Here is a 24,624-nt window from a genome sequence, read left to right as displayed (position 1 = left end):
ACACGAATAAAAGGATTCAGAAACGTCACGGACCCAGCGCGAACGCGTCGGCGGCGTACCGGAACTGGGTGCGGTACTGCTCCCATTCGTCGAGTTCCTGCAGGCGGTACTTCGCGAACGGCGGGTTCCGGACGAGTTCGAGTTCGGCGAGTCGCTGCCGGACAGGTTCATAGAGGTCGGCCCACGCCAGCGTTTCGAGTTTCTCTTCCGGTGCGCTGTCGCCCGGCGAGAATGTCACGCCGTCGTCCGTTCGCTCGATGTGTCCGTACTGAAAGCGCGTCCAGACCGTGTACTCACCGAACGGGACTGTCTCGGTCGGCGGCGGCGGGCGGCGGTACTGGGCCTTGAACCGCTGGTGGTCCTCGCCACCACCCCAGAGCAATCCCCGAGTGAGCACCTTGATACGCCGGTGGGCGTCGATCCCGCAGTTGTAGACGACGCGAACGTTCGAGAACTGACTCGTTCGGAACATCTCTGCGACGGCCTCGCTGTAGTGCCGGTCCTCCTCGTACTGGTAGGGGAGCGGGGTCTGGGCCGCTCGTTCGAGGACGGACCCGACGTCGTCACCCCGTCGGAGGTCCTCGTGTGGTCCGCTACCACGCCACGTCGCCGGGTCAGTCTCGTCGGGGTCGACCCACCGGTCCATATCGACAGTTCGAGACACAGGGTTATAGATGTTGTTTCGGTGAAACGTGGTTCACAGGAGCAGCGAGACGACCATGAGAACGAGGAAGATGACCACGAGTATCTTCGCGATACTCATACTCAGGCCGGCGATACCGCGGAACCCCGCCAGCCCGGCGATCACTGCGAGGACGAGGAAGACGAGCGCGTACTCGAGGAACCCGCCACTGAACTGAAGCGGGACGACGGCCAGAGAACGGATCATAGTGGTCCTTCGAGCACTGTGACATTAGTTATCAGTCTGGTAAAGGTGGGTAATTGCGTCGTTATTCGGCGCTGCGGCGGTATGCTGACCATAGCTAACCACCGACGGGCGTCCATCGACGTATGGGCGCTCCCGACCGACCGGAGACGCTCCGCGAGACCGGGCGTCGTGTCGTCCTCGCCAGTCGCGAGATGGAGTTCGGACTGACGGCGGCCGCGCTCGCGTACTACGGGTTGGTGGCGCTCGTCCCCGCCAGCGTCCTCACGATGACCGCCGTGACCGCACTCTGGGACGAAGCTGTCGCAGACGCGCTCGTCAGCGCCGCAGGCACGGCGCTCTCTCCGGTGGGGACTCGCCTGCTCAGGGAGGCCGTCACCGGTGCGGCGGGTCGGTGGCAAGCCTCGATCGGGAGTGCCGTCGTCCTCCTGTGGGGCGTGTTGCGACTGTTCCGAGGACTGGACGCCGCGTTCGCGAGGGTGTACCGGACAGAGTCGTCGGTCGGCGGTCGGTTTACCAACGGCCTCGTAGCGATGGTCGGCGTCGGCGGGGCCGTCGCCGCTGTCCTCGGCGTTCGCCTCGCCGTTAGCCTCACAGGAACGACGGTGACGGGCCCGGCAGTAGCGCTCGTTCGCGCCCTCGTCGTCGCTGCCCTCCTCTGGCCGCTGTACTACACGCTCCCCGACGTGGACCTCTCGGTGACGGAGGCGCTGCCCGGGACCGTCCTCGCTGCGGGCGGATGGGAGCTCCTCCGCCTCGGCTTCGACCTCTACCTCGCTGTCGGACCGCGCACTGTCTCGGAACTGCTCGGTGCGGTCGTCCTGTTCGTGACGTGGCTGTTCTTCGGCAGTTCGCTCGTCCTCGCGGGCGCACTCCTCAACGCCGTCGTCGCCGGCCGTCGGTGACGCCGCGAAACCGTTATCGGCGACCCCGACGAACCGCAGTCCGTGCTGGAGTTGACCTTCGAGTCGGGCACCGTCCGACTCGACGGGGACGTGCCACCGGGCCTGCCGGGCGTCGAGCGTGACGACCGGTCGAAGAGCGCCCGGGCCCCGGCCTACCGCTACGCGGAACTCCGGGCCGCGGTAGCCAACAGCGGAGTCGACTACGCCGACCGCGTCCTCGACACCGACTCCCTCTCGCTCTCGACGACGTACGACCTGCGCGAGTACCAGCAGGCGGCGCTGTCGGCGTGGCGCGAGGCCGGCGACCGTGGCTGTCTGGAACTCCCGACCGGGAGCGGGAAGACGGTCGTCGGCATCGCCGCGATGGTGGCACTCGACACCCCGACGCTCGTCGTCGTCCCGACCATCGACCTACTGGAGCAGTGGCAGCGCGAACTCGAACGGGAGTTCGACCGCCCTATCGGCCGTCTGGGCGGCGGCGAACAGCGCGTCGAGTCGGTCACCGTCGCCACCTACGACTCGGCGTACCTCCGGGCCGACGAACTGGGCGACCGGTTCGGCCTCGTCGTCTTCGACGAGGTCCACCACCTCGGCGGCGAGGGGTACCGCGACATCGCCCGACTGCTGGCCGCGCCGGCGCGGATGGGCCTCACGGCGACGTTCGAACGCCCCGACGGCGCCCACGAGGTCGTCGAGGAACTGGTCGGCCCCCTCGTCTACGACCTCTCGGTCGACGAACTGGCGGGCGACCACCTCGCCGACTACGACATCAAACGCGTCGAGGTCGAACTCACCGACGACGAACGGGAACGCTACGAGGCCGAACAGGGCACGTTCACGGACTACCTGAAACGGTCGAACATCCAGTTGCGCTCGGGCAGTGACTATCAGGAACTCGTCAAGCGCTCGGGCACCGACCCCGCGGCCCGGGAGGCCCTGCTTGCGAAGCAACGCGCCCGCGAGGTGATGATGAACGCCCGTCGGAAGGTCGACCGACTGGCCGACATCCTCGACCGACACCGCGACGACCGCGTCATCGTCTTCACCGCCTACACGGACCTCGTCTACCGTCTCTCCGAACGGTTCCTCCTGCCGGCCATCACCCACGAGACGGGCGCGAGCGAGCGCCGCGAGATTCTGGAGCGGTTCCGCGACGGGACGTACTCTCGCGTGGTGACGGCGAACGTCTTAGACGAGGGCGTGGACGTCCCCGACGCCAACGTCGCCGTCGTCCTCTCGGGGAGCGGGTCCGAGCGGGAGTTCACCCAGCGTCTCGGCCGAGTTCTCCGACCGAAGGTCGACGGCGGACGGGCGCTGCTGTACGAACTCGTCACGGAGGCGACCGCCGAGGAACGGGTCGCGCGTCGGCGCCGTTAGGCCCACTCACACCGCTGTGGAATCGGTAAGCCGAGTCACGGTTGCCTAAGGGCTGCATAAATAACGGCTTCGGGCCGGTCTGTTCGGCTGGATGCAGTCTCTGTTCTCTCTGGCACAGACCGTCCTGTGGAGGCGCGAGCGGTGCGCCTGATACAGATACGGGTCGAAGACGGCGACCTCGACACCGTTCGGGCGGTGCTCGACGACCGCGAGATAAGCTACGTACAGACCGACGAGGAGAGCGCCGGCGGTGAGGCGTCGCTCATCCAGTTCCCGATTCCGCCAGAGGCCGTCGACGAGGTGTTCGAGGAACTCGAATCGGCGGGGCTGGACCCCGACCGCTACGCCGTCGTCGCCACCGCGGAGACGGCCCGGCCGGACCAGTCCGTCGCGGCGGAGAGTCACGCGGACCGCATCTCCCACGACGAACTCCGTGGCCGTGCGGTCGGGATGAACCCCGGGGCCGTCACGTACTACGGAATGACCATCCTGAGCGCGGTGGTCGCGACGGCCGGCCTCTTGCTGGACTCGCCTGCTATCGTCGTCGGGTCGATGGTCATCGCGCCGCAGGTCGGGTCGGCGCTCATCGCCGCCGTCGGGACGACGCTCGACGACCGACTGCTGGTGAAAGAGGGGTTTCGCGACCAGCTACTCGGACTGTTGCTTGCGGTGGCGAGCGCGGCTACTTTCGGATTTCTCGTGCGGCACGCCGGGTTCGTCCCCGGTCAGTTGCGCGTGACGACGGTCCAGCAGATAGCGCAGCGCATCTCCCCCGGATTCCTCTCGCTGGCCGTCGGGCTGTGTGCCGGGGCCGCCGGTGCCGTCGGCCTCGCGACAGCGCTGCCGGTCTCGCTCGTCGGCGTCATGATCGCCGCGGCGCTCATCCCCGCGGCGGCCGCCGTCGGCGTCGGCATCGCGTGGGGCCTCCCCGCGGTGGCGCTCGGGGCGGGTATCCTCCTGCTGGTGAACGCCGCGTCTATCAACCTCACTGGTTTTCTCGTCCTCTGGGGCCTCGGATTCCGACCTCGGGATTGGGGACACGGGTGGCCGAATCTCGGGACGGTCCGGCAGTACGCGCCCACCGTGATGGCGCTGCTCGTCCTGCTGGCGACGTTTGCGGGTGCGAGCACCGTGACGGTGCGACAGATGCAGGTCGAGACGTCGGTCAACGATGCCGTCGAGGAGACGCTCGCCGACGAGTCGTACGAGGACCTCCGGTTGTTGTCGGTGCGGACCCGCTTCGGCGGCGTCAGCGTCTACAGGTTCGACCGTGAGGTCACGGTGCAGGTGAGTCGGCCCGACGACACGGCGTATCCCAGACTGGCAACCAGACTGGAGGCGGCGGTCACGGCTGCCATCGCCGAGGAGTCGAGCGTCGAGGTGACGTTCGTCGACCGGCAGACCGCTCGATGACCCGAGACGCGACCGAGTGACACGGGGCGTTTTTGTCCGTCGGTGCCGGAGTGTCCGTCGTGCTGACGAAGGACCTCCTGCGCGTCTCCCGGGCCGGCGGCGGCTACCACCCACAGTTCGCCGACGAGTCGCGGGAGCGACTCGCCGCCCGCGTCCTCGGGGTGTATCAAGGCCACGTCGGCGAGACGCGGGCGGACCTGCAGGCGGCGCTGGCGGACCTCGAAGGCGAGGCCGAGGACTTCAAACTCGTCCGGGGGGTCGCCAAACTCGTCGAACGGGAAGCTACCTTCGAGACGCGGGCGGCGGTCCCGCCGGAACGGGCACGCAAACGGGTGTTCGAGGCGGCAGAAGCCGTCGGCGTCGTCACGGAAGCGGAGCGAGCGGCGGCCATCGACCGGGCGGCGGACCGACTCGGTGTCGACGCCGACGCGACGGAGTCGTCGCTGTACGCCGATTTAGCGGACCGGCAGGTGCTCGCGGCGGTGGACGCACGCTGGACGCCGGCCGAACTCGTCACGCAGTACAACCTCTCGCTGGCCCAGACGGCGTTGTTCGACGCCACCGAGGTCCGGGTTCGATCGTCGGATCCGAAAGCGCTCGTCTCCGCAGTGAAACGCCTCCGTCTCATGTACGAGATACGCGAGACGCCGGCGGGCCGTGAAGTGATAATCACCGGCCCGGACGCGCTGTTCTCGAACACGCGCCGGTACGGAACCCGCTTTGCGCGCCTTCTCCGGACCGTGATCAACGCCGCCGAGTGGGACCTGACCGCGACCATCGACGACCGGGGGACCGAGCGCGAACTCCGCCTCTCGGACGTCGACGTCTCCGCACCCGGCACCGACCCCGTGGCCGAGGTCACGTACGACAGCGGCGTCGAGGCGGACTTCGCCGCTCGATTCTCGGCGCTCGGGCTGGACTGGCGGCTGGTTCGTGAACCCGAACCGCTCGCGGCCGGCGAACACGTCGTCGTCCCGGACTTCGCCTTCGAGTGGGTACCGGGCGGCGACGCCACCGTCCGCGATACGACCGACCCCGACGCCCCGTTCCGCGTCTTCTTCGAGGTGATGGGCTTTTGGACGCCCGAGTACGTCGCGAAGAAACTCGACCGCCTCGACGCGATGGACGACGTGGAGATGCTGGTCGCCGTCGACGAGTCGCTGGGCGTCGGCGAGGCCATCGAAGCGCGGGACCACCGCGCGATTCCGTACTCGGGGACGGTGCGGGTCAAGGACGTTCGGGACGCCCTCCGGCCCTACGAGTCGGAACTCGTCGCCGAGAGCGCGGCCGACATCCCCGAAGAACTGCGGCCCGACGCCGACGTTGTGTCGCTCGCCGCCCTCGCTGCGGAGTACGGCGTCAGCGAGGACGCCGTCGAGGACAAGTCGTTCCCGGCCCACGAACGCGTCGGGCGCACGCTGATCCGGCCGAGCGTCCTCGACGTACTCGGCGACGAAATCGAGGCGGGGATGTCCCTCTCGGACGCCCAAGTGGTCCTCGACGAGTACGGCGTCGACGACGACAGCGCCGTCCTCGCACGCCTCGGCTACCGCGTGGCGTGGACGGGCCTGAGCGGCGGGACCGTCCGAGAACGGGCGGACGGCTCCGGCGAGAACGGTGCCAGTGAGTAGGGTCGGTCCCGGACGCGGCTAACACCGGCCTACCCTTCGGGGTCGCCGATAGCCGAAGCATAGCTAAGTCGCCCCCTTCTCGATTGGGGACCGCATGACAGCAGTCAAGATCGTCAAGGTGCTGGGCACGTCGACCGAATCGTGGGAGGACGCGGCCCACGAGGCGGTCGCACAGGCCAGCGAGACCATCGAGGACATCCACGGCGTCGAAATCGAGGACTGGACGGCGACCGTCGAGGACGGACAGATAACGGAGTACAAGACGACCGTCGAGGTGGCGTTCCCCGTCCACCACCAGCAGTGATCTATAGTAGCCATCGAAAATCAATGCACACCCGACCGCACGACGGCGGTGCGGTCGGTGTGTGAATCGTTTCAATTGTTACTATCGTCGTCGAGGTCCCGCCGCCGCCCTTTCGGGACCTGCGACCGCAGTTCCCCGTAGACGTACAGGCCGACACCGATGGGTTCGACTCGCCCCGCGAGGTCGTGGGTGACCACGAGGTAGCCCCAGTCACCCTCCCAGTCGAGTTCCTGATCGTGGCCGGCCGCGAAGGCCGTGGCCTCGCCCTCTGAGAGGAGGATGACGTTCTTCGTCGCGTGGTCGCCAAAGCGCTGGACGGCCTCCAGCGTCGGTTTCCAGTGTTCCTGTCGCGTTCGGAGGAACGCCATCCCCAGTCCCTCGACGTCGACGGGCGACGGCGGGTCGCCGCGGTAGCACCATATCTTTCCCGCGCCGCGTTCCCAGAAGGTGTGGTCGGCGAACGTCTCCGGCGGGACGCCGAAGCGCTCCGCCCAGAAGTCCAGCACCTCCTCGCGGGTCGCGCGGCCCTCGTCTTCGCGTTCGTCGGCCGTCTCCGGTAAGCGCGTGAACTGCGTGCTGTCGTTGCTCATCCCGTCACCTCCAGTTTCGCACAGAAGAACCCGCCCGTGTCGTTGTGGTGGGGGTAGATGCGCTTTGCCTTCGTCACGCTCGGGTCGAACTCGTCGTCCTGCCACTCCGTGACGCCCTCGCGGTGGGTCAGGTCGAGGTCGTAGTCGACGACTCTGCAGTCTTCCTCGGCCAGCGCGTAGTCCAGCACCGCCTCGTTCTCCTCCGGGGCGAACGTACACGTCGAGTAGACGACGGTCCCGCCCGGTTTCGTGGCCTGCACGGCCCGCGTGAGGATGCCCTTCTGGACGCCCGAGATGCCCTCGACGTGCGAGAGCGACCAGTCGTCGAAGGCGTCGCGGTTCTTGCGGATGGTCCCCTCACAGGAGCAGGGGACGTCGACGAGCGCTCGGTCGTACTCCTCGCCACCGAAGGGTTTCAGCGAGTGGTTGCGGCCGTCCTCGTGCGTGACGGCGACGTTCGTCGCGCCCAACCGTTCGGTGTTCGACCGCAGCGCCGAGATGCGCCCGAGGTTGTTGTCCGTCGCCACCACCTCGCCGGTGTCGTCCATCTGGGCCGACAACTGGGTGGTCTTGGTTCCGGGCGCGGCGCAGGCGTCCCACACCCGCTCGCCGGGCCGGGCGTCGAGGACGGTGGCCGGCACCGCCGACACCTCCTCTTGCCCGTGAATCCATCCGTGGAAGTACGGCCAGTTCCGGCCCGGCGAGTCCTCGGGCAGGACGAACAGCAGGTCGTGCCAGTCCACTGGATCGTAGGCGACACCGGCCTCGTCTAAGGCCGTCCGCACGTCCGCGACGGTGGCCTTGATGGTGTTGACCCGGATCGCCGACGGGAGCGGCCGGTCGCAGGCCGCCCGGAACGCCTCCCAGTCGTCGACGATGGGGCGATACCGTTCGATGGGTTCCATTGGCCCGTGGTTCGTCGGGGGTCTGTTTGTGGGTTTCGAAGCTAGGAACGGTGGTTTCTCGGACAGCCGCCGGTGCTGTCGCCGTCTCACACAGCCAGAACCCGCTCGTTCAGTCCCGTCCATGCTGGCTGACAATCCAGCATCGGGTGGGACTGAAAGGGGCGGCGTGCTACGCGAACCCCGACGACGCAAGCACTGCACTGAGCGAAGGAAGCGCACAGCGAGTCGCGGGAGGGTAGCACGCCGGGGCTTTCTGGTTATTGTCGCCGGTCGTACTCGCGAGAAATCCAGCGTAGTAACGCTCTAGTAGCCCTGCCTTTCAAGCCGACGGCGGTCCTCTCTCGGGGTATGGCACACATACAGGTCCATCGGGACGACGTCGAACTCGACGAGCCGACACTCGTCGAGGGGCTCCCCGGGGTGGGGCTGGTCGGCAAGATAGCGGCCGACCATCTGGTCGACGCCTACGACATGGTCCACTACGGGACGGCCCACTGTGATGGCCTTCCGGAGATAGCGGTGTACAGCGAGGGCGACCCGACGGTCAAGGCGCCGGTGCGCATCTACGCCGACGAGGACCGAGACCTGCTGGTCCTCCAGAGCGACGCGCCCGTCTCGCCGTCGGCGGCCGAGGAGTTCGCCACCTGCATCGTCGGCTGGTTCGTCAGCCACGACGTGACGCCGATATTCCTCAGCGGGATGCCCGCGGAGAAAAGCGGTGACGTCCCCGAGGTGTACGGCGTCGCCACCGGTGACGGGGCAGCACTGCTTGAGGACGCCGACGTGAGCGTACCCACCGAGTCCGGGGCGGTCACCGGGCCGACGGGAGCGCTGGTCCACGAGGCCCAGCGCGTCGGCCTGACCGGCGTCGGCCTCATCGTCGAGGCCGACCCGCAGTTCCCGGACCCCGAAGCCGCAAGAGCGCTCTTGACGACCGCTATCGGCCCGCTCGGATCGTTCGAGGTGGACACGGAGGCGCTCGTCGAACAGGCCGAGGAGATAGGCAAGGCCAAAGAGCGGCTGGCAGAGCAGATGCAACAGGCCGACGAGGAGAGCACGAGCGCTCGACCGCTGGGGATGTATCAGTAATGGTGGATGCCGACGCACTCGAACGCGGCGGCATCGTCCTCGCCGTCGTCGTCGTCGCGGTACTGCTCGGCTGGGTCGTCTTCGTCGTCGTGCCCGACGACTTCGCCGAACTCCTCGGTGTGGTACTGGTGCTGGTGACGGTGGTCGTCGCCGCCCGCATCGGGAGCAACGCGGCCGGGTCGCTCGTCCCGGCCCACAACGTGGCCGAAGTCGCCGTCGAGGGGCCCATCACGCGGGACGGCGGTGGCGGCATCGCGAGTCCGCCGACCGGCGCCAGCGCCGACGACGTGGTCGAGCAGATAGAGCGGGCCGACGAGGACAAGGGCGCCGAGGCGCTCCTCCTGAAACTCAACACGCCCGGTGGCCAGATCGTCCCGAGCGAGGACATCCGTCTCGCCGCGGAGCGCTTCGACGGCCCGACCGTCGCCTACGCCACCGACGTCTGTGCCAGCGGCGGCTACGACATCGCTGCCGGGTGTGACGAACTGTGGGCGCGGGAGGGATCTATCGTCGGCTCTATCGGCGTCATCGGCTCTCGGGTCAACGCCAAGGACCTCGCCGATCAGGCGGGCCTCTCCTACGAGCAGTTCACCGCCGGCGAGTACAAGGACGCCGGGACGCCGCTGAAGGAGATGACCGACGACGAACGCGAGTACCTGCAAGGCATCGTCGACGACTACTACGACCAGTTCGTCGAGACGGTGGCAGCGGGTCGCGAGATGGACGACGAGACCATCAGAGAGACCGAGGCCCGCATCTTCCTCGGGACCGAGGCCCACGAACGGGGGCTCGTCGACGATATCGGTACCCGAGACGACATCGAGGACCGCCTCGAAACACACCTCGGCGAGACCGTGACGGTCGCCGAGTTCGAACCCGAACGGGGGCTGATGGGGCGACTCCGCGGGGGCGCCCAGCGGGTCGCCTTCGCGTTCGGTGCCGGCCTTGCGAGTACGGTCGGCGGTGACGTCGACGGCCTTTCTTTCCGGCGCTGAGTCGCGCGAGGGTTTTTTACCCTCCGACCCACTCTCGGCAACTGTGACCACGTTGGTGGTGTGTATCGATCGGGACAGCCCGGTAGCGGACGAGTGCCCGGTAGTCGGGAGCGACGCCGTCGAGTCGATGATTACCGAGACCGGTATCGTAGACCCCGAGGACAGCCGAATCAACTGCCTGCTCGAAGGTCTTCGCGTGGCGAACGACCTCGAAGCCGACGGGGACGACACCGTCGTCGCGGTGGTCGGTGGCGGCGGGGATTCGGTCGGGACCGACCGTCGGATAGCCGACCAGACGGAGGACCTCGTCGCCGAGTACGACCCCGAATCGGCCGTCGTCGTCGTGGACAGCGCCGAGGACGAGCGCCTCGTCCCGATTATCGAGAGTCGCGTCCGCGTCGACGCCGTCGACCGCGTCGTCGTCCGACAGGCCCGCGACATCGAGTCGACGTACTACCTCCTCAAGCAGTTCCTCGCCGACGAGGAACTGCGCAAAACGGTGCTGGTCCCCCTCGGTCTGGCGTTGCTCGCGTTCCCGGTCTTGCTCATCGTCGCCGACAGCACCACTATCACCGTCGGCGCCATCGCCGCCGCCCTCGGCGTGTTCCTCATCTACAAAGGGCTGGGTATCGACACCTACCTCTCGCGCCTGCCGGGCCAGATTCGCGAGGCCCTGTACTCCGGGCAGGTGTCGCTCGTCACCTACGTCGTCGCCGCCGGTCTCTCCGTCGTCGGGATATTCGCCGGCGCACTGGAGATCTCCTCGGTCGGGTCGACTAGCCCATTCATCCTCGCCAACCGGTTCCTCTTCGAGAGCGTTCCGTGGCTGACGGCGGCGGCGCTCGCTGCCTCGCTGGGTCGGTTACTGGACGAACTCCTCCAGCGAGACGGCGTCCGAAGCGCGTACGTGAACCTCCCGTTCGGTGCGGTCGCCGTCGGTCTCGTCGTCCGCGGCTTCTCGGCGTACTTCCTCGAACGGGCCGGCGTCTTCGGTTCGTTTCACGTCCCCTCTATGAACTTCGACATCGTCGAGATCAACGGCTTTCCGATGGACGCGGGCACTCGCCTCGCCATCTTCATCCTCGCCGGCATCCTCATCAGCCTCGTCGGCGTCCGCGTCGCCGCCTACGTCAGTCAGTCCGACATCGAGCAGGAACTGGCCGAATAGACAGCGATTTAGGCGGTCGAGAGCTACGGACGGCCATGACAGACGGCGCGTGGGTCTCGCTGTTCTCCGGCGGCAAGGACTCCTCGTGGGCGCTGTATCGGGCCCTCGAACGTGGCTATCCCGTCGAACGACTGGTGACGGTCCACCCCGAGGGCGACTCCTACATGTACCACGTCCCGGCGACGCGGCTGGCGTCACTGGCCGCCGAGAGCATCGGTATCCCGCTCTTGGAGGTCGAACCCGACGACTTCGGAGCCGACGACGTCGCGGACTCGGGCCGGCAGGGCGACGAAGAACTCGAACCGCTGGAAGCCGCCCTGCGCGAACTCGACGCGGACCTGCCGGACGGCGTGGGCGGCATCACCGCCGGAGCCGTCGAGAGCGAGTACCAGACCACCCGCATCGAGGCGATGGCCGAACGTCTCGAAGCGAACGTCTTCGCCCCGCTCTGGCAGGAGAACCCCCGTGACCTCGCCGACGCGATGCTCGACGCCGGGTTCGAGATTCGCATCATCCGCGTCGCCGCCTACGGTTTAGACGAGTCGTGGCTGGGTCGACGCCTCGACGCCGACGCACTCGACGAACTCGAAGCGCTCAACGACGAGTACGGCGTCCACATCCTCGGCGAAGGCGGCGAGTTCGAGACGCTGGTGACCGACGGGCCGCATATGGACCGGCGCATCGAACTGGAGTCCGAGACGGAGTGGGACGGGACTCGGGGAACGCTACAAGTCACCGACGCGTGGCTGGAGTGAGCCGAACCGGCCACGAGTGAGCCGTGCGAACGAGTGGCCGGCCTTTTTAGCGTAGATTTTTCGAGGAGTGGTTCCCGCAGCGCCCTCGGCGCGAGGAAACCCGACGACGAAAAAGGTACGGCAGGGGAGTTCGAGACACTGGTGACCGACGGACCCCACATGGACAGGCGCATCGAACTGGAGTCCGAGACGGAGTGGGACGGGACTCGGGGAACGCTACAAGTCACCGACGCGTGGCTGGCCGAGTAGCTGACTCAGGTCGTCCCTGAATCTCGTTCTTGTGCCCACTCCAGCACTGGCTGAAGCCGCTCGGCCAGTTCCGCGCCGTCGTCGGTCAGTTCGTACTCCACCCGTGGCGGAATCTCGTCGTACTGCTCTCTGGTGAGCAGGCCGGCGTCTTCCAGCGAGTCGAGGCGGGCCGACAGCGTCGACGTACTCGCTTCCGGGATGTGGGCTTCGAGCGTCCCGAACCGCACCGTCCCGTGGACGGCGACGACGCAGACGACGTCCATCACGTACTTTCGGCCGAGCAGGTCAAGTACGTCCGAGAGCAGGCAGTAACACCGCGGGTCGTCGGTGGCACAGTCGAATCCTTCCATAGCTTCGTCTCCGTGGACGTACTCTATCACTTTGGACTTCACAGCTTAATAACTTCGCATTGCAAAGCTAGAGTGCAATGGCAGACGACATGATCGACACCGACGACCTCGGACTGGAACTGGATCTCGACGATTTCGCCCTCCCGCCGGACGTGGCGGCGAACCTCGGAACCCTCTTCGGGTCGGACCCGCCCGAGACGGCCGCCGAGTGGGTCGCCGAGATGCGGGCAGTCAAGCGGGCGCTGGACGGCCGAAATCCGACCGCAGACGACCTCTGTACGACCGACGACGGTCGCCACGCGTTCGTCGGGGCCGACCACCGACAGGAGTACGTCTGCGTGCTGGACCCGCTCGTCGTCCCGTTTCTGCGGGACGAACCGGGGACGGTTCGGTCGACGACGCCAGTCCGGGAGGAGACGGTCGAGATCGGTATCGCAGCCGACGGCATCGCCCGGTCGCACGCAGACGCCGTCGTCTCGCTGGGTGTCTCCGATCACGTCGATCCCGACGCGGACCCGACCCTAGAGCGCATCTATCGACAGGTGTGTGGCTACGTCCACGTCTTCGCCGACGAACAGGAGTACGAGGCGTGGGCCGACGACGTCGACGCCGCGACGACGAGCGTCCCCGTCTCGACGGGCGTCGCGCTCGCTGGCGCACTGGCGACGACGCTGTTCGAGACCGGGGCGTGAAAAGAGTCGGCAGCGCTATCCGCCGTTGGTCAACTGCGTGTGTGCGCCGATGAGCGCGCCGGCCAGATCCAGGCTCTCGATGTGGGTGTCCTTGTCGATGATAGAGTTCCGGATGTCGGCGTCGACGATGGTCGCGTTCGGGAACACGACCGTGTTGTCCAGACTGGAGTTGACGACCTCCGCGCCGGAGAGGACGTGGACGTTGTCCCCCAGCGTCGTGTTCTCGATGGTGGCGTCCTCGGCGACGACGTTCTCGCCTTCGAGTTCCCAGCCGACGGCTTCGAGGTAGCTCTCGGGGGTGCCGATGTCGTACCACGCCTCGTCGAAGGTGAACGAGCGGACGGTCCCGTTCCCGACGAGCCACTGGATGAACCAGCCGGGTTCGTCGGGGTTGTTGCCCTCCGAGAGGTACTCCTCGAAGCGGATGGCGTCGGCCGGGAAGGCGTAGCAGGCGATGGAGACGAGCGTGCTCTTCGGATTGTCGGGCTTCTCCTGGAAGTCGACGACTTCGTCGCCCTCCGTCTCGATGAGGCCGTAGGACTTCGCCTTCTCTAGTGACCCGACGTCGTAGGCCGCAAGCGTCGGGTCCCCGTACTGCTCGAAGTGGTCGATGAACGCCGAGATGTCGAAGCTGATGAGATTGTCGCCGGCGACGACAAGCAGGTCCTCGTCCCCGAGTCCTTCGCGGTCGACGAGTTGGGCCAGCGCCCCGACGACGCCGAACTTCTCGTCTTCCTCGTTGGTCTCTTCGACCGTCAGGGAGACGTTCTGATAGGAACTCGCCGCGAGATGGTCCTTGAAGTCGTCGGCGAACCGCTCGTTCGTGCTGACGAAGACGTCCGTGATGCGATCGTCCGACTCTAAGTCAGCGAGGATGCGGTCGATGACTGTAGAGTCGCCCACCGGGAGGAGCATCTTGGGCCGGTGTTTCGTGACCGGCCACAGTCTCGTCGCGTACCCACCGGCGAGGACTATCGCTTTCATACCGGGGGCGACACCGCCGACGGACAAGTTCCTTTTCATCTGACGGCACCGGTCCATTTATCGGCGTCCACGGGAACGTCCAACGTATGACTGGGGACGACGGCACGCAGGACGTGGGTGGCGACAAACCGGCAGCCGACACAGACGAGCAGTTCGGGTCGGACCCGGCCGAGCAGGCCGCCGAGGCCGGCGAGAACGTCATCGACAAGGTAAACCAGATCAACGTCGAGCGGAAACTCGACGACCTCCGGGCGATGTACGGCGACCTGCCGGTGACCGAGGAGACGTACGAACTCTCGGCCGGCGACTACGCGGAGGTGTTCGCCGCGACGAACAGCACGGGCTACGACGGCAACAGCGTCGCCTTCCTCACCCGTGACGGCGAGACGTTTCCGGAGCTGAGCGAGAACATCCCGGAACAGGCCGGTCACGACACGCGGGACCGCGTGCTGATGGTGCTGGGCCGCGGGGCCGACCTGTGGGCGCTCCCGGGCGGTGGCGAGGGACAGCAGTACGAGTCCATGCAGGGAACCACGCTCCGTCGCATGGCCGAGCAGACTGGCGTCCGCGGGACCATCGAGGACGTCGACGAGGTGTTCCACCGAAAGTACTACCCCGACACCGACGCCGAAGGCTCGGTCCACACGCTCGACGTCTACTTCCGGGCCGAGTACGCGAGCGGGTCGATAGACGTAGACGAGTCCGAACTCGTCGGCGCGGCGTGGTTCGCCGAGCCACCCGAACACATGACCGAGGGGGCCGAACGCCTCTGGAAGCAGTTCCTCGAAGCGCGCGACCGGGGCGACGAACTCGACGGCGAGCGCGACGACACAGCGGCCGACGACGCGGCCTGACCGACTCGACTGACTGTCTCAGTGCTCGACGAACTCCACGAGGACGCCGCCAGTCGACGCCGGGTGACAGAACGCGACGTCGTGGCCCCACGCCCCCTCTCGCGGTGTCTCGTCGATGAGGTCGACGCCCGCGCCGCGGGCGGTCTCCAACGCGGCCGCGATGTCCTCGGTCGCGAGGGCAACGTGGTGGAGACCGGGCCCGTTCCGGTCGAGGTAGCGGGGAATCGCTCCCTCGGCGTCCGGGAGTGGTTCGAGGAGTTCGAAGTAGCCGTTTCCGAGGTCCAGAAACGTCACTCGTAGCCCGTCGAACTCTTCCTCGTGGGCGACCGGTGCGTCGAAGACGGTCTCGTACAGCGCCGCCAGCGTATCGGTGTCGTCGGTGGCGACGCCGGCGTGGTCGAACTGCATGTTCGGTCCCTCGTCCGGCCGACGTATAAGTCTCTGTCCCGCTGTCACTCCTCGCGCAACCGTTCGAGCCGTCGCTCGTACTCCTCGTCGCTCAGGTCACCGCGAGCGTACGCTCTCCGGAGTTCCGCGACGGCCGCGTCTCGGCCGCCGTCACCGCCGGTGACCGCCCGATAGACGAGATAGCCCAGGCCGACGATGGCCGCGAGGAAGAGCAGTTGGAACAGGAGACCGACGAGCCACATCCATCCCGATGTGGTCCCACCCCACATCCCGCCACCGCCCCACATCCCGCCGCCCATCATCCCGAACCCCATCATGCCAAATCCCATCGCGAGTGCCGGGAGGACGAGCAACACGAGGACGACGAGTCGGCTATCTCGTTCGGTCGCGGTCACGGTCGGACACCGCCAGCGTATCGATTCGGAGACATACCTAGAAGGACACGCTCCACGTTCAATGCGGTTCCTGTTACGATGTTGAACAGATCGCCGTGGAAAACCTTCGATTCGAAAGCCGCCTACATCGAGGATCCGGGCTGGTACTCGCCGAAGACGTCCCGCAGCACGTCACAGATTTCGCCGGTCGTGGCGTAGGCTTTCACCGCGTCGACGATGTAGGGCATGAGATTCTCGTCGCCCGCCGCGGCGTCGGCGAGAGCCTGTAGCGCGTCTTCGACCGCCTCGTCGTCTCGCTCCTCGCGGACGGCGGCGACGGTCTCCTGCTGGGCGGCCTCGACGGCCTCGTCGACCTCCTCGATGTCCTGTTGGCCCTCCTCCTCGACCTCGTACTCGTTGACGCCGACGATGATGCGCTCGCCGGCCTCCTGTTCGCGCTGGCGTTCGAAGGCCACGTCCTGAATCTGGCGCTGGACCCACTGGTTCTCGATGGCCCGGCGCATTCCACCGCGTTCGTCCACGTCCTCGATGATGCTGCGGGCTTCCCGTTCTAGCTCGTCGGTCAGCGACTCGACGTAGTAGCTCCCGGCGAGGGGGTCGATGGTGTCGGCCGCGCCGGACTCGTGGGCGAGAATCTGTTGGGTCCGCAGGGCGGTCCGCACGGACTCCTCGGTCGGCAGGCCGATGGCCTCGTCTTTCCCGTTGGTGTGGAGGCTCTGCGTGCCGCCCAGCACCGCCGCGAGCGCCTGATAGGCGACCCGGACGACGTTGTTCTCTATCTGCTGGGCGGTCAGCGTCGACCCGGCGGTCTGCGTGTGGAACTTCAACTGCTTCGACTTGGGGTTCTCGCTGTCGAAGCGCTCGTCCATGATCTTCGCCCAGAGGCGACGGGCGGCGCGGAACTTCGCCACCTCCTCTAAGATGTTGTTGTAGGACGCGAAGAAGAAGGACAGTTGCGGGGCGAACTCGTCGACGTCCAGTCCGGCTTCGATGGCCGCCTCGACGTACTCGATACCGTCGCCCAGCGTGAACGCGATCTCCTGTGCGGCGGTCGAGCCGGCCTCGCGGATGTGATAGCCCGAGATGGAGATGGTGTTGAAGTTGGGTACCTCCGCCGCACAGAACTCGAAGATGTCGGTGATGAGCCGCATCGACGGCTCGGGCGGGTAGATGAACGTGTTCCGTGCGATGTACTCCTTGAGGACGTCGTTCTGGATGGTTCCCCGTAGCTCTTCGCGGTCGACGCCCTGCTTGTCGCCGACGGCGATGTACATCGCCAGCAGCACCGAGGCAGGCGCGTTGATGGTCATCGAGGTGGACACCTCGTCCAGCGGGATGCCCTCGAACACCGTCTCCATGTCCGAAAGCGAGTCGATGGCGACGCCGGTCTTCCCCACCTCGCCGGCCGCCATCGCGGCGTCGGAGTCGTACCCCATCTGGGTCGGCAGGTCGAACGCCATCGAGAGGCCGGTCTGGCCCTCGTCTAGTAGGTAGTTGAACCGCTCGTTGGTCTCCTCCGCGGTCCCCATCCCGGCGTACTGCCGCATCGTCCAGAGACGGCCTCGGTAGCCCGTCGAGTAGACGCCGCGGGTGTACGGCTCCCGACCCGGGAAGCCCAGATCCGCCTCGTAGTCGAGGTCGGCGACGTCTGCGGGCGTGTACAGGCGGTCTACCTCGTGCCCCTCGGTGTCCGTCGTGAACGTCTCCTTGCGCTCGCCGAACCGGTCGACGGTCGGCTGGACGGCTTCGGCTTCCCACTCGGCTTTCGCCTCGCGGATCTCGTCCAGCTCGTCGGGGTCGAACATGGGGGTATCGTCGACCGGGCCCGGCTTAAGCGTTCGCGAATCCTTCCTGATTGTTCACGAGTTTCCCGTGTCCCGGGATTTATCTCGCTGCTCCCCGCACTCGGAAGCATGGCGATCGAACCCGGAGACGAGGTCTCCATCGAGTACGTCGGCCGCTTCGAGGACGGGAGCGTCTTCGATACCTCGCGGCTCGACGTCGCGCAGGCGGAGGGCCTGCTGGACGCACAGGACGCCGACCCACGGGACTACGCACCGCTGGCCTTCACCGTCGGTGCCGGCGACATCATCGAGGGACTCGACGAGGCCCTCGTCGGCATGGAAGAAGGCGAAGAAGCGACGATTACGGTTCCGACCGAGAAGGCCTACGGCGAGGCCGACGACGCGAAGGTCCGGGAATACGACCCGGAGACCTTCGAGGCGATGGTCGGTAAGGCTCCGGAAGTGGGCCTCCACGTCGAGGCGGAGAACGGCCTCCACGGGGACGTGACGGCGGTGCGAGACGACGCCGTCGCCGTGGACTTCAACCACGAACTCGCCGGCAGGACGCTGGTATTCGACGTCGAAGTCGTCGACGTCAGGTAGCTTAGCGCCCCGTATCGTACTTGTACGTCGCCTCGTCGGGGTCGATACCGAAGTCCTCGGCGGAGTCCTCCGGTTCGGACTCGACCGGTTCGTGGACCGAGGCGTTCTTGAACTGCTCACGCAACCGCTCGGGCATCCGGAACCGCTCTCTCTGGAGGCGCAGCGGCACGGCATCCGGCTGGATGTTCTCCCGTTTCGTCTCTAGTCGCTCCTGTAGTCGGTCGGGCAACTGCTCGGGTTCGATGCGTTCGAAACCGAACTGGGCGAGGTAGCTGTCGGCGCTCGTCAACGAGTACACCACGTCGAACCCCTCGTCGCTGGCGTACTCGACCAGTCGCTCGATGATGTGTGCACCGACGCCCTGATTGCGCCACTCCGGCAGGACGCCGATGCTCGTCAACTCACAGACGGGGTCTCCGTCCTCGGGCTTGTGGATGCGGATGCGGCCGAACCCGGCCTTCTGGTGGTCGTGCTCGTCGATAGCGAGCACGTAGTCGCGGGAGCGGAAGGCTGTGTCGTCCAGCCCCATCTCTTCGATGCGGTCCAGCAACCAGACTTCTTCGCGGTTTTTCGCGTCCCGGACGTACATACGTAGCGGTTCGCCGTCCGCGGTAAAAAGGGTTTGCAGCGTCTGCGTTCCGGGAGTCCGTGTCCGTCCGGGACACCGCCACGCAACTACTTAGTGCGTTGTCACCGAATCACACGCTATGGCTCCGGAGTCACTCGAAGAACTGGACCGCGTCGTCCACGAGCCGTCACGCGAGTTCGTCGAATCCACCAACGTCTGGCAGTTCATGCAGACGTACGATATCGACGACTACGACGCACTCATAGAGCGGACGTCCACGGACGTCGAGGGCGTCGACGAATCCGGCGTCGACTGGTTCTGGGACGAACTGGTCGACTATCTGGGCATCGAGTTCTTCGAGGACTACGACGCGGTACGCGACGATTCCGACGGGCCGCAGTTCACCGACTGGTACCCCGGCGGCGAACTCAACGCCGCCCACAACGTCGTCGACCGGCACGCCGCCCGCGACAACGGCGCTCGGAATCACGTCGCGCTCATCTGGGAGGGGGAACCGGGCGACGTCCGCCAGATCACGTACCACGACCTCCACCAGCAGAGCAACCGCGTGGCGAACTACCTCGACTCGGTGGGCGTCGAGACGGGCGACACCGTCGGTCTCTACATGCCGATGGTTCCCGAGGTGGCGAGCATCCTCTACGGGTGTCTGAAGGTCGGCGCCATCGCGGTCCCCATCTTTTCGGGGTTCGGCGTCGACGCGACGGCCACGCGCATCGCCGACGCGGAGTGTTCGGTGCTGTTCACCGGCGACGGCTTCTACCGCCGCGGGTCGAAAGTACTCCTCAAAGACACGGCCGACGAGGCCATCAGTGAAGCCGCGGACCTGACCGAGAGCGGCGACACGCCCGTCGAACACGTCGTCGTCTACGACCGCATCGGCACCGCAGACGACCCCGTCGACCGGATGACGTGGACGCGCCGCGACGAGTGGTGGGACGAGGCTATCGAGACGGCGGCCGACGGCTACGAGACGAAGTCGCTCCCGAGCGACGCGGCGTCGATGTTGCTGTACTCCTCGGGGACGACGGGCGAACCGAAGGGAATCGTCCACACGCACGCGGGAGCGCTCCTGCAGGCGGCGAAGGAGATCTACTTCGGCTTCGACCACAAGCCCGGCGACCGCTTCTTCTGGGTCAGCGACATCGGGTGGATGATGGGGCCGTGGACGCTGCTTGGCAACCACGCGCTGGGCGGTACCGTCTTCATGTACGAGGGCGCGCCGGACCATCCCGACCCCGACCGGTTCTGGGCGATGATAGACCGCCACGACCTCACCGTCTTCGGCGTCTCGCCGACGGCGATTCGCGCGCTCCGCAAGCAGGGTGACGAGTGGCTGGCGGGCCACGACCTCTCCTCGCTCCGTCTGCTGGGGTCGACGGGCGAACCGTGGGACCCCGAAAGCTGGCAGTGGTTCTACGACGAGGTGGGCGGCGGCGAGTGTCCCATCATCAACATCTCCGGCGGCACCGAGATAATGGGCTGTTTCCTGATGCCGATGCCCATCCAGCCACTCAAGCCCTGTACGCTGGGCGGGCCGGGGCTGGGGATGGACGTCGACATCGTCGACGAGAGCGGTGAGTCTATCGCCGACACGCACGAACGCGGGTTCCTCGTCGCCAGAGACTCCTGTCCCTCGATGACGAAGTCGCTCTGGAGCGGCGACGAGCGGTATCTCGAGGAGTACTGGTCGACGTGGGACGACCGCTGGGACCACGGCGACTGGGCCCAGAAAGACGAGGACGGCCTCTGGTTCCTCCACGGCCGGGCCGACGACGCGCTGAACGTCGCGGGCCGGAAGGTCGGTCCAGCGGAAGTCGAAGGGGCGGCGATGGAACATCCGGCGGTGAATCAGGCCGCCGCCGTCGGCGCGCCCGACGACACCACCGGGACGGCCGTCGTCCTCTACGTCGTCCTCGAACCGGGCCACGACCCCACCGACTCGCTCCGCGAAGCCATCCAGTCGACGGTGGGCGACGAACTCGGCAAGCCGTTCCGCCCGCGGGAGGTGCTGTTCGTCGACGCCTTCCCGAAGACCCAGAGCGGGAAGATACTCAGGCGAGCTATCGGCGCCGTCTATCGGGACGAGGAGTTGGGGGACATGTCCAGCATCGAGAACCCGGAGGCGCTGGACGCCGTCGCCGACGCCCGCTGACTCGTCTCAGTCGGCCGGTCGGTCCGCCGTCGGCACGTCGAGCGCGAGCAGTCGTGGCACCGACACTATCGCGAGGCCCAGTTCCGCGCCGCCGGCGACGAGGAAGGCGGCGAGATAGCCGAACTCGCCGGCGACGAACCCGCCGACGAGGATGCCGGCGAGGAAGCCGACGCTCCCGAAGGCGTTGAACCCGGCCATCGCCGTCCCGCGGCCGCTCTCGCCGGCGAGGTCCGTCACGAGCGCCATCGTCGCCGGCGCCATCAGCGCCCCGATGACGCCGACGACCACCATGCCGATGCCGGCCGTCAGGACGCTGGGAGCGAGGCCGACGGCGACGACGGCGAGGCCATAGAGCGACGACCCGGCGACGATGGGGACGGTCCGCCCGATGCTGTCCGAGAGGACACCGAAAGGATACTGGAGCAGCGCGAACGGTGCGAAAAAGAGTGCGAGCATCAGCCCCGTCTCGCCGGGGGTCAGCGCGAACACCTCCCGGAAGTACAGCGTCCCGACGAGGGCGAAGAAGCCGGCGGTAAGGCGGTCGATGAAGCCGAAGGCGTAGGGGATTCCCAGTGCCGGCGTCTCGCGGAGGCGGGCAGTCACGGCGGCGAGTCGGCCGTCGGTGTTCGAGGGCGCGCGGTCGGTCACCGTCGCGGCGAGGCCGGCGACGGCGAACAGCAGACCGCCCGCGACGTACAGCGGGAGCGTGGGCGAGAGGCCGTACAGTTGCCCGCCCAGCGGCGCGCCGAGGGCCGTCCCGGTGCCGATGGCGATGCCCGCCGCACCCATGTTCTTGCCGTGTCCGCCTGCGAGGTCCATCAGCATCGTCATCGCCAGCGAGAACGCGGCGATGGTCATCGCGCCCTGCAGCGCCCGTAGTACGATGATGCCTTCGAAGGATATGTGAATCTGCGTCGGGAGCCACGCCAGCGCGACGTAGAACACTGCGCCGCCCAGGGCACCGACCACGATGAACGGTACCCGCCGCCCGGTGGCGTCGCTCACCACGCCCCAGACGCCGGCGAAGGCGACGAAGGCGGCGAACTCGGCAGCCAAGAACCACATGCTGGCATCGAGATCCGTCGTGGCCCCCAGCGCTCGCACGAGGGTGTCGACGCCGGGATACAACAACACCTGTGCGAGCAGGACGGCGAAGACCACCCCGGCGAGGGCCACCCGCTCTCGGTGTACGCTCACACCGGGCGGTAGGACTGACGGACGAAAATACGTGTCGAACAAGCGACTCCTCACTCGCTCGGCGGCAGGAGACCGCGAACCGCCACACCCGACACTCCGGCGACCAGCGGCGTCACGATGGTCGACCCCATCCCGAGCGCGCCGCTTGAGGCCGCCGAGAGCGCCGAAAACCGGCCGAGGACCCCTTGGGCCAGTGAGGAACGTGGCTCGCACGCCACCCGAGAGCACGGTGCTGTGACTGCGGTCCATACGCCACGGGTGCCCCGTGCAACTGTACCCGCTCGGTCGGGTCGCCCGGCCGCAGGTTCAAGTGTGTCTGGCCCGCCCTCTCAGCCGATGCCGACCGATATCACGACGCGGGTCGTCCGGACGATACGGGACGTGACCGGAGACGACGACTGGTGTTCGCGAGCTCAGGTCGACTCGCTCATGGGGGCGACCGCCATCGACAAACGGGAGGTCGACCGGGCACTGAAGCGTGCCGTCGCCGAGGGGCGACTGGAGCGAGACGGAGACCAGTACCGGCCGACGGACGAGGCGTAGCTACCGCTCGCCGAGCGCCGTCCGAATCGCACGCGCCTCGGAGCGGACGGCCTGCCACTGCTCGATCGACCCGGGCACGTCGTCGGCGTCGTCGCCTCGAACACGCGAAGCCTGCTCGGCGATGCGTTGCTGGACCGACCCGGGGTCGTTCATTGCGTGAAGCGTGAGTTCGGCACCCTCGCTCCCGGCCGTGTCCACGGTGATGGTGCCGTGGCCAAAGACGGTGCCGAGGACGCCCTGTTCGTAGGCCGTGTTCTGGACTTTCCGGAGCGACAGTTCCGTCACCGTCACGGAGAGGACGCCAGTGCGGTGGTACAGCGCTCGCTCGGTCAGCAGGTAGTGGGTGGTCCGCCGCCAGAGCCAGACGGCAGCCGTCGGGACGGCGAGCGTGACCACCGCCAGCGGCACCGTCACGGCGAGCGAGACTGCGAGGGAGACGCCGACAGCCGAGAGCGCCGCCCAGCCGACGGCGGCGACGACGACGGCGCTGAGAAGTCCCATCGCGACCCCCTGCAGGACGACGCGGCGCCGTGGCTGACCCTGCCAGACTACGGTCTCTCCGTCCGCCAGCGACACCCAGTCGACGGCGTTCATGGGTGCCGGTCGTCCGCGCTGGCGTCTCCGCCCCGGTCCGTCCCGGCGTCGAGCGACTGGCGTATCGCGCGCAACTCGACCAGAATCTCGTCGAGTACGTCGGCCTTCGACTCGCCGTCGGCCGCGTCCGCCGTCTCGCCTTGGGCCTGCTTGACTCGGCGAGAGAGCTGTTTCTGCACCGCTTGTGGGTCCTCGACGCCCCGCAGCGTCATCTCGACACCGGACCCGCCGGCGGTGCTTATCATCACGTCGCCGTAACCGAAGTACCGGCCGATAGCGCCCACGGAGAAGGAGGTGTTTTGTACCTTCTCGAACTCGATCTCCGTGACGGCACGGCTGAAGATGCCCGTCTTCTTGTAGACGCCGTTCGTCGTGATGAGGTAGTCGGTGTTCTGCTGGCGCAGGTACGCCGAAGCGATGACTACGATCCCCAGACCAAAGAGGAGTATCATCGGGACACCGAAGAGGTACGCGCCGTAGAGCGATTCGCTGGAGGGCTGGCCCGACCAGACGACCTCTTCGTCGTCGTCCAGCGTAAGCCAATCGTAGTCGACACTCATGCGTTCGGGTCCACGCACCTGCCTGAAAAGTCTATCCGATAGTCTCGGGGTCCGAAGCAGGCGACGACGCTCGCCTCCCGACGATAGCCCGCGGCTACTGTCGAACCGGGTTCCGTCGCTGTCGAATGGGCCTTCTGCTGGGACGGGTCCTCATACTGGTGGCTGTAAGTTCGTAAAGATATTCGCCACCCCGGGGTGGCGAATTACTGCAGTTTGTTACAGCCACCAGTATCACTCGGCGCTGTGTGGCGGGACGAACCCGCAGTTGTCACAGCCCGTGTGTTTCGTCGTTACGTAGCTCATCTCCTCGCCACACTGCGGGCATTTGTACTGACTTGCGGCCATCACCGACCACTACAATTCGACATTATCTAAATCTTTATACGACGATTGTCGTTATCCGTGAGACACGCCGCACGTCGCGCCACCGAGGACGAAAGTCGCGTCCCGGCGGGGTGACGACCGGCACGCCGCCCGTCTGACACCGGCCCCGTCGTCGCAGTCTCGTCGCTCGCCGCGGGACACCAAGCGCAGTCATCGGCGCGTGTCGGTGGTGGCGACCGCCGTCGACGTGGTGTTACCGACGACGGCGACGCACATCGACTGTCGTCGAAGTGTAATCGAACCGAAGCGAGTCCCACGCGCTGGCTAC

Annotated in this window: 28 protein-coding genes and 1 pseudogene; 15 read left to right on the top strand and 14 right to left on the bottom strand. The window is 66.9% G+C overall.

The genetic code is table 11. The features are described 5' to 3' along the window. Window positions 1-25: 25 nt before the first annotated feature. Both NDI85_RS05585 and NDI85_RS05580 read right to left on the bottom strand, forming a co-directional pair. The gene (locus NDI85_RS05585) at window positions 26-646 is read right to left on the bottom strand and encodes a hypothetical protein (RefSeq protein ID WP_188993882.1); all 621 of its coding nucleotides are present in this window, start codon (window positions 644-646) and stop codon (window positions 26-28) included. A gap of 51 nt (window positions 647-697) precedes the next feature. Next, window positions 698-889, bottom strand: a complete 192-nt coding sequence (locus NDI85_RS05580) for a DUF1328 domain-containing protein (RefSeq protein ID WP_188993884.1) — start codon at window positions 887-889, stop codon at window positions 698-700. Window positions 890-1,011: 122 nt separating this feature from the next. Between NDI85_RS05580 and NDI85_RS05575 the strand changes: the two genes are divergently transcribed. The 5 genes from NDI85_RS05575 to NDI85_RS05555 all read left to right on the top strand — a co-directional run bounded on the left by NDI85_RS05575 (window position 1,012) and on the right by NDI85_RS05555 (window position 6,516). Continuing rightward, entirely contained in the window at window positions 1,012-1,791 is a 780-nt protein-coding gene (locus NDI85_RS05575; protein ID WP_310915198.1) for a YihY/virulence factor BrkB family protein, read from the top strand. Window positions 1,792-1,833: 42 nt separating this feature from the next. Beyond that, entirely contained in the window at window positions 1,834-3,168 is a 1,335-nt protein-coding gene (locus NDI85_RS05570) for a DEAD/DEAH box helicase family protein (protein WP_310915197.1), read from the top strand. 141 nt (window positions 3,169-3,309) lie between these two features. After that, window positions 3,310-4,581 (top strand): TIGR00341 family protein, encoded by a 1,272-nt coding sequence (locus NDI85_RS05565; protein WP_188993891.1) that lies wholly within the window; start codon window positions 3,310-3,312, stop codon window positions 4,579-4,581. A 59-nt stretch (window positions 4,582-4,640) separates the two neighbouring features. After that, window positions 4,641-6,212: a DUF790 family protein gene (locus tag NDI85_RS05560; RefSeq protein ID WP_310915196.1), complete on the top strand. Its 1,572-nt coding sequence runs from the start codon at window positions 4,641-4,643 to the stop codon at window positions 6,210-6,212. Between the two features lie 94 nt (window positions 6,213-6,306). Next, window positions 6,307-6,516 (top strand): dodecin family protein, encoded by a 210-nt coding sequence (locus NDI85_RS05555; protein WP_166968880.1) that lies wholly within the window; start codon window positions 6,307-6,309, stop codon window positions 6,514-6,516. A 71-nt stretch (window positions 6,517-6,587) separates the two neighbouring features. On the opposite strand, the gene NDI85_RS05550 is transcribed toward NDI85_RS05555, so the two are convergent. Together NDI85_RS05550 and NDI85_RS05545 are read right to left on the bottom strand one after the other, a co-directional pair. After that, the gene (locus tag NDI85_RS05550) at window positions 6,588-7,106 is read right to left on the bottom strand and encodes a hypothetical protein (RefSeq protein ID WP_310915195.1); all 519 of its coding nucleotides are present in this window, start codon (window positions 7,104-7,106) and stop codon (window positions 6,588-6,590) included. Continuing rightward, window positions 7,103-8,011 carry an RsmB/NOP family class I SAM-dependent RNA methyltransferase gene (locus tag NDI85_RS05545; protein WP_310915193.1) on the bottom strand — a complete coding sequence of 303 codons (909 nt, stop codon included), beginning with the start codon at window positions 8,009-8,011 and terminating at the stop codon, window positions 7,103-7,105. Before NDI85_RS05545 ends, NDI85_RS05550 begins: the two co-directional genes overlap by 4 nt. A 348-nt stretch (window positions 8,012-8,359) precedes the next feature. Here NDI85_RS05545 and NDI85_RS05540 point away from each other — a divergent pair, with 348 nt between their 5' ends. The 5 genes and pseudogenes from NDI85_RS05540 to NDI85_RS05520 all read left to right on the top strand — a co-directional run. After that, window positions 8,360-9,100 (top strand): PAC2 family protein, encoded by a 741-nt coding sequence (locus NDI85_RS05540; protein ID WP_310915192.1) that lies wholly within the window; start codon window positions 8,360-8,362, stop codon window positions 9,098-9,100. Further along, window positions 9,100-10,095 carry a signal peptide peptidase SppA gene (gene sppA, locus NDI85_RS05535; protein ID WP_188993902.1) on the top strand — a complete coding sequence of 332 codons (996 nt, stop codon included), beginning with the start codon at window positions 9,100-9,102 and terminating at the stop codon, window positions 10,093-10,095. The genes NDI85_RS05540 and sppA overlap by 1 nt, the downstream gene beginning before the upstream one ends. A gap of 43 nt (window positions 10,096-10,138) precedes the next feature. After that, window positions 10,139-11,263, top strand: coding sequence for a DUF373 family protein (locus NDI85_RS05530; RefSeq protein ID WP_188993904.1), 1,125 nt, complete (start codon window positions 10,139-10,141; stop codon window positions 11,261-11,263). A 35-nt stretch (window positions 11,264-11,298) separates the two neighbouring features. After that, on the top strand, window positions 11,299-12,018 hold the full coding sequence (locus NDI85_RS05525; protein ID WP_188993906.1) for a diphthine--ammonia ligase: 720 nt from the start codon (window positions 11,299-11,301) through the stop codon (window positions 12,016-12,018). A 123-nt stretch (window positions 12,019-12,141) separates the two neighbouring features. Beyond that, window positions 12,142-12,267, top strand: a pseudogene (locus NDI85_RS05520) (ATP-binding protein); the annotation flags it as partial. Window positions 12,268-12,272: 5 nt separating this feature from the next. Here the strand turns inward: NDI85_RS05520 and NDI85_RS05515 are convergent. Continuing rightward, complete coding sequence (locus NDI85_RS05515; RefSeq protein WP_310915191.1) at window positions 12,273-12,617, bottom strand: helix-turn-helix domain-containing protein; 345 nt, start codon at window positions 12,615-12,617, stop codon at window positions 12,273-12,275. 77 nt (window positions 12,618-12,694) lie between these two features. On the opposite strand from NDI85_RS05515, the gene merB reads away from it, so the two are divergent. Next, on the top strand, window positions 12,695-13,309 hold the full coding sequence (merB, locus tag NDI85_RS05510; protein WP_310915190.1) for an organomercurial lyase: 615 nt from the start codon (window positions 12,695-12,697) through the stop codon (window positions 13,307-13,309). A gap of 15 nt (window positions 13,310-13,324) precedes the next feature. Here the strand turns inward: merB and NDI85_RS05505 are convergent, their stop codons facing one another. After that, a complete protein-coding gene (locus NDI85_RS05505) occupies window positions 13,325-14,293 on the bottom strand; it encodes a sugar phosphate nucleotidyltransferase (RefSeq protein ID WP_188993912.1) in 969 nt (322 codons plus the stop codon). A gap of 86 nt (window positions 14,294-14,379) precedes the next feature. Between NDI85_RS05505 and NDI85_RS05500 the strand changes: the two genes are divergently transcribed. Beyond that, window positions 14,380-15,147, top strand: coding sequence for an NUDIX domain-containing protein (locus NDI85_RS05500; protein ID WP_310915189.1), 768 nt, complete (start codon window positions 14,380-14,382; stop codon window positions 15,145-15,147). 18 nt (window positions 15,148-15,165) lie between these two features. Here the strand turns inward: NDI85_RS05500 and mce are convergent, their stop codons facing one another. From mce to NDI85_RS05485, 3 genes are all read right to left on the bottom strand, one after another. Then, window positions 15,166-15,555, bottom strand: coding sequence for a methylmalonyl-CoA epimerase (gene mce / locus NDI85_RS05495; protein ID WP_310915188.1), 390 nt, complete (start codon window positions 15,553-15,555; stop codon window positions 15,166-15,168). Window positions 15,556-15,599: 44 nt separating this feature from the next. Continuing rightward, complete coding sequence (locus tag NDI85_RS05490; protein WP_310915187.1) at window positions 15,600-15,950, bottom strand: SHOCT domain-containing protein; 351 nt, start codon at window positions 15,948-15,950, stop codon at window positions 15,600-15,602. A 122-nt stretch (window positions 15,951-16,072) separates the two neighbouring features. Then, a complete protein-coding gene (locus NDI85_RS05485; protein WP_188993918.1) occupies window positions 16,073-17,755 on the bottom strand; it encodes a methylmalonyl-CoA mutase in 1,683 nt (560 codons plus the stop codon). 108 nt (window positions 17,756-17,863) lie between these two features. On the opposite strand from NDI85_RS05485, the gene NDI85_RS05480 reads away from it, so the two are divergent. After that, the gene (locus NDI85_RS05480; RefSeq protein WP_166968906.1) at window positions 17,864-18,337 is read left to right on the top strand and encodes a peptidylprolyl isomerase; all 474 of its coding nucleotides are present in this window, start codon (window positions 17,864-17,866) and stop codon (window positions 18,335-18,337) included. Between the two features lies 1 nt (window position 18,338). On the opposite strand, the gene NDI85_RS05475 is transcribed toward NDI85_RS05480, so the two are convergent. After that, entirely contained in the window at window positions 18,339-18,926 is a 588-nt protein-coding gene (locus NDI85_RS05475; RefSeq protein WP_310915186.1) for a GNAT family N-acetyltransferase, read from the bottom strand. 118 nt (window positions 18,927-19,044) lie between these two features. Here NDI85_RS05475 and NDI85_RS05470 point away from each other — a divergent pair, with 118 nt between their 5' ends. Next, the gene (locus tag NDI85_RS05470) at window positions 19,045-21,078 is read left to right on the top strand and encodes an AMP-binding protein (RefSeq protein ID WP_310915185.1); all 2,034 of its coding nucleotides are present in this window, start codon (window positions 19,045-19,047) and stop codon (window positions 21,076-21,078) included. 6 nt (window positions 21,079-21,084) lie between these two features. Here NDI85_RS05470 and NDI85_RS05465 read toward each other — a convergent pair whose 3' ends face one another. Beyond that, window positions 21,085-22,275: an MFS transporter gene (locus NDI85_RS05465; RefSeq protein ID WP_229783062.1), complete on the bottom strand. Its 1,191-nt coding sequence runs from the start codon at window positions 22,273-22,275 to the stop codon at window positions 21,085-21,087. A 50-nt stretch (window positions 22,276-22,325) separates the two neighbouring features. After that, entirely contained in the window at window positions 22,326-22,493 is a 168-nt protein-coding gene (locus NDI85_RS05460) for a hypothetical protein (RefSeq protein ID WP_229783063.1), read from the bottom strand. Between the two features lie 118 nt (window positions 22,494-22,611). Between NDI85_RS05460 and NDI85_RS05455 the strand changes: the two genes are divergently transcribed. Beyond that, a complete protein-coding gene (locus tag NDI85_RS05455) occupies window positions 22,612-22,818 on the top strand; it encodes a hypothetical protein (protein ID WP_188993926.1) in 207 nt (68 codons plus the stop codon). Here the strand turns inward: NDI85_RS05455 and NDI85_RS05450 are convergent, their stop codons facing one another. Continuing rightward, a complete protein-coding gene (locus NDI85_RS05450; protein ID WP_310915184.1) occupies window positions 22,819-23,412 on the bottom strand; it encodes a PH domain-containing protein in 594 nt (197 codons plus the stop codon). It abuts the gene before it with no gap. Further along, entirely contained in the window at window positions 23,409-23,972 is a 564-nt protein-coding gene (locus NDI85_RS05445) for a PH domain-containing protein (RefSeq protein ID WP_310915183.1), read from the bottom strand. Before NDI85_RS05445 ends, NDI85_RS05450 begins: the two co-directional genes overlap by 4 nt. Between the last annotated feature and the right edge of the window lie 652 nt (window positions 23,973-24,624).

The organism is Haloarcula sp. S1AR25-4 (assembly GCF_031624555.1).
GTDB classification, from domain to species: Archaea; Halobacteriota; Halobacteria; order Halobacteriales; family Haloarculaceae; genus Haloarcula; species Haloarcula pellucida.
The sequence above is the reverse complement of the archived record's forward strand: the minus strand, read 5'-3'. Positions and strand labels throughout refer to the sequence as shown.